The organism is Helicobacter sp. T3_23-1059 (assembly GCF_053654515.1).
Window position 1 is genome coordinate 1 of sequence record NZ_JBSIUV010000090.1, and the last position, 4453, is coordinate 4453.

The following is a 4453-nucleotide window of genomic DNA, read 5'->3' on the forward strand; positions in this document are numbered from 1 at the left end:
TTCTTGGATTTTGTCCATTTTTTGTCCTTTTTTAATAAGATTTGGTATAATGCGTTTAGTTGGCTTTGCTGGTGGAAGATAGGAAACCTGTAGAAGCTTTATGTGCTGAGGAATCTCGAAGCTCGGAAGCTAACTACTTTTATCAAATACAACCTTTTTAGCCTTTTTTAGCTTATTTTGTAATATCGTGTCTTTCTTTGGACTTAGCGTAACATTTAAGTAATTATCCCCATAATCTCTACTAACACTGACAAAAAACAATCTATCGCTTAATTCTTTTGCAAATATCAAATCATCTTTTTCATCTATAAAAACCATTTTTGGTTTTTCAAAAGTTAATTTTATGTCTTTTATGTATTTTGTCCTGCCCTTGTTTATAAGTTTTAGCAAGTCTTTTGTGTTTATTTCTATATCTTTATTTATTGCGCTTTTTATCGGTTCGCTAAGATTTGGCTTATAGCTTTGTGATAAATCGTTTAGTCCAAACTCTTTTAACCATTTTTGTGCTACTTCTTTGCGCACGATGTGGTTTTTGCCCTCGCTATCTTTTAGTAAATAATCGCCATTTTGATTTTGTTTGATTTGCATCGTATTTTGTCCTTGCATATTTTTTGTCGTGATTTTATCATTTTTTGGATTTTGATTTGAAATTGTAGCTAATTCTTGCATTCTTTGTTTGCGTGTTGCGTAGGTTATATGTTGTTCACAAAATCTTTTAGCTTTGGTTCAAAATATTTTAATCTTTGCAAAAGATATATTTGCCCGCGTTTTTTGCCCTCAGTTTTTAGCTCATCAATCGTTTTTAAATATTGCTTATTTTGTAGCCATTCTAAAATTTCTAATGCTTTTTTAATTTCCGCTTCCAAATTGCGTTCTTTTTGTTTTTGATGTTTTGTAGGATTTTGATACCAGCTTATGTTTTCTAAACGCTCCATAAAAGATTGTCCTAGCTTCTTTTTTGATTCAAAATCTGTTTTTTCTTTTTCAATCCTTGTTTTTTCTTTTAAGTATTTATGAGAGTCTATTTTTTCTCTAAAATGGTATATTTTTTCCCTTAGATATTTTTGCTCGTCCATTTTTGTGTCTTGTTTTACATAGTTAAAAAACTCATTGATTTCTTTTTGATTTTGTTCAGGCTTTTTTTGAAATAACCTTTTTGCATATTCAGGTTCGTCCTCTGCAATATTTCTAAATGCTTTACCAATAGAATAAAAATATGTTTTGTTGTAAAATTTGCTGGTGTGATGATACCCCACTTCACCATAATCTTTTACAAAATCTTTTACTTCTTTTACGCTCCATTTTTTTTCAGTCAAATCGCTTATTTCTTTTGCGTCCTCGCTTGTAAATTTTGTTAGCGGTTTTTGTCCGTTTTCATAAGCATATACTGCGTTATTACTCATAGAATACCCGCTATATCCTCTGCCCTCATTCCCTGTGCTAAAATTTTCTAAAATCGCTTTTGCAATGCTATTGCCTTGTTTTGATTTGTCATAAAGATAGCGCAAAGGCAATATGTGTGCTATCCCATCTATGTCTATATCCTCGTATTTAACGCCGTTATGCGTTATTTTTTGTAATTCTTGTATGTAAAAATCTAATTTTTTACTTAAAAATTGCTCATAATCGCTTGTTACGCGCTCATTATGAAAATTCATTCCTTTTTTTGTAAATCTATCGCTAAAGTATGTTATAATTTCCTCATCAGCGGGGACAGAGGCAGTTGTGCCCGCTCGCTGATTATCTACTACCACGCGAAACTTATCCCCCTCCTTATTAAACCATTCATAAATTCTAGCTCCTCTCTTATCGATAAAAGGACTGCCATAAGTATTTATATATTCTCTTATGTTTTTACCTAAATCTAGCATTTCATTTTGGCTTAAATACCCCTCGCTGTAAGGTTCTAAATGCAGTTTTATATGTGTAGCTCCTCTCCCTCTGTCGCTGTGTAGGTTATGATAACCCTTATTTAAGGCTATGGTGTTTTTTAAGGCTTCATCAATCTTTGCTAAATCCTTGTAAATAGTCGCGCTATGCTCGCCTTTATACACTACGCCATAAATTGCTTGTTGTTCTTTATCTAGCAAGTCTTGTGCGTTTTTGCTTAGCGACTTTATCGCCTCTTTTGGCTCATTTATCCACGCGCGAGAATCTAGCGCGTTTGCAAGGCGTTTGCCTAAAGCGATTTGCAAGGCTTCTTGTGCGTGTTTTGGTAGGTTTGATTCTTTTAGCGTGTGCGTGATGATTTCACCTGCTTTTTGGCTAAAATCTAGGGCTTTTTGTCTAAGTTTTGGGGATTTTAGCGCGGCTTGTGTGGCTTTGCTAGTGATGCCCCCTGCGATAAATCCTGCTAGAAACCTCTCAGGGCTAAAGCCTTTTATGTTGCCATTTTCATCGTATTCTAGCCCTGCTACACTTCCACCTAGTATGCCTCCTCCTAAAGTCGCGTTTGCGTGGTAAATGTTTGGATTGCTAGAATCAAATGTGCCTTTGTTGTCAATGGCTTTGATTTGATTGCTATCAAAGACTACTGCAATGGGCAATTTTGTGTTTTTTGTAGTGCTTTTTACAGAATATATGCCATCATAGCCCGCTTTTTGGATTTTGCTTACAAAGTTTTTTGCTCCGTTTGTGTAAGAATGAGATATTAGGATTTTATAAAACTTATCTGCGTTACTAAACAAATCATCAATTTGCCACGATTTTTTCATTTCCTCTACAAAATCTTTACCAAAAATGCGCGTAAAATCTGCTTCTTTTAGATTGCTTTGTGGCGATAAATCTAGCGGGTTTTTTATGTGTAAAAAAGTTTCGTAGTTTTTGCCTCCAAATTTATGGTATTTTTCTGCAAAATCTTTGTCCTCACTAAACCAAAAACCTAAGCCCGTATCATCTTTTGCTTTGTCAAAAATTGTGATATTATCTGCTCCGCTTCCGTGATAAAAGATTTTAGGCGTTCCGTCTGCTTCTTTTGTGATTGCGTGGCTATCTTTGTGCCATTTTGCTAGATTTTGCGCAAAATCGCTCGAAACTTGCATTTTTTGTTGGATTTTCTCGGCAGTGTGTTGTATAATTTGTTCGTTTGAGTTTAAGGGCAGAGTCTCGCTCTTTGTAAAAGAAACAGAGTTGCTACCTTGTTTCTCACTTAAACTTTTTGATTTATCAAACGCCGTTACTATCCATTTATTGTCCCCTTTTTTGATTCCGTTCTCATTCCAGCCTACATTTAATCCTACCTTAAAATCATTGTAAAAAATGTTATAGCCGTTGTGCGTAGCCTTTACTTCCCCTTTTTCTATGATTTCACTTAGCACATTTGCGATTTTGTCGGCTTGTTTGTCGCCCTCAAATCCTGCAAAATCATCGCCGTGCTTTTCTACAATGTGCTTTAAGCCCATTTTTTCATTGCCCCAGACTAAATCAATATCACTTAAAACGCCATCGATTTGCTTTTCAAACGCCCCTGCGACTTGTCCGCTAAATTCCTCGCCTGCTTGTTTTGCTGCGTTTGCTTCGGCTAGTAGTTTTTGTATCGCCCCTTGCCCGTCTTTGTAAAATTCCGCATAGTTTGTGCCAAACTCTTGCGCGGGGTGTATGTCATAAGCCTCCTCTATCATTTCTCGATAAAGGCTTGGCGTGGTGTTTTGCTTAAAAGAATAACTCCATTGTGTAAAATTTCTATCTGCTATGTATTTTCCTGTTGGCAAAAAATCTTTTTCACTTAGATTTTTTAAATCTCTTATGCGATTTAGCAGTGCTGGCGTTGGTTTATCTTTTTGAGTTGGGTTTTGATTTTGCTCGTGGGGCGTTGGTTATTTGTTTGACTCATGCTGATAAAGCACTCTTAGAGCTGATTTATTGCGTTTTTTATCATCTCACACCTCCTATCACTGCCACATAGGACATTGCCTCTGCTTTTTTAAAAGGCATTTTTTTATAAACCTCACAGAAAAACCTCGTATGATTTTATTTTTTTATGTTTGTTTTATTTTTTTCTTTCATTCCCATTTCACAAAAGCAAATTTTAAGTTTATTTTGTTTATGATTGCGTTTATTTTTTACATTTTGCTTGTGAATCTTATTTTCTTAAAATGCTAAACATAATGAGAAAATCAACATTTACAAGAATCCAAATGTGCTAAAAGATTTTGTAAAGACTGCGTAAAAAAGGGGTTTGAAATGATTTTGTATGGGACAAAAATCAATAAGGCATTAGCGTTTGTAAGTATGGCTATGGCGTGTGGTTTTGCTAATCATATCGCATTAGCTAAAAACACATTAGCCCAAAATATGACAACTGCAAGTAATGCTACGCTTGCTAATAACGAGAGAGAGAGAGAGAGTAACTCCGCGCTAAATCTTTCTAATGGCATTGTAGGCAATGACGATAAAGATTCCCCCTCCCTTGTAAATAATAATCCCACACTTTTTCCCTCCCTTAGCACGAGGT

At 35.2% G+C, this 4453-nt stretch carries 3 protein-coding genes; 1 reads left to right on the forward strand and 2 read right to left on the reverse strand.

From position 1 onward, the window contains the following. Nucleotides 1-129: 129 nt before the first annotated feature. Together ACWIX0_RS12830 and ACWIX0_RS12835 are read right to left on the reverse strand one after the other, a co-directional pair. Nucleotides 130-669 carry a PBECR2 nuclease fold domain-containing protein gene (locus ACWIX0_RS12830; protein WP_454174377.1) on the reverse strand — a complete coding sequence of 180 codons (540 nt, stop codon included), beginning with the start codon at nt 667-669 and terminating at the stop codon, nt 130-132. A 23-nt stretch (nt 670-692) separates the two neighbouring features. After that, nucleotides 693-3710, reverse strand: coding sequence for an ADP-ribosyltransferase-containing protein (locus tag ACWIX0_RS12835; RefSeq protein ID WP_454174378.1), 3018 nt, complete (start codon nt 3708-3710; stop codon nt 693-695). A 472-nt stretch (nt 3711-4182) separates the two neighbouring features. Between ACWIX0_RS12835 and ACWIX0_RS12840 the strand changes: the two genes are divergently transcribed. Then, nucleotides 4183-4453, forward strand: a 271-nt coding sequence (locus tag ACWIX0_RS12840) for a hypothetical protein (RefSeq protein ID WP_454174379.1), incomplete at its 3' end; no start/stop codon positions are given.

What these genes read in the sequence shown, in the direction of transcription:
- ACWIX0_RS12830 (WP_454174377.1), bottom strand. Translation starts at nt 669, where the DNA reads ATGCAAGAATTAGCTACAATTTCAAATCAAAATCCAAAAAATGATAAA.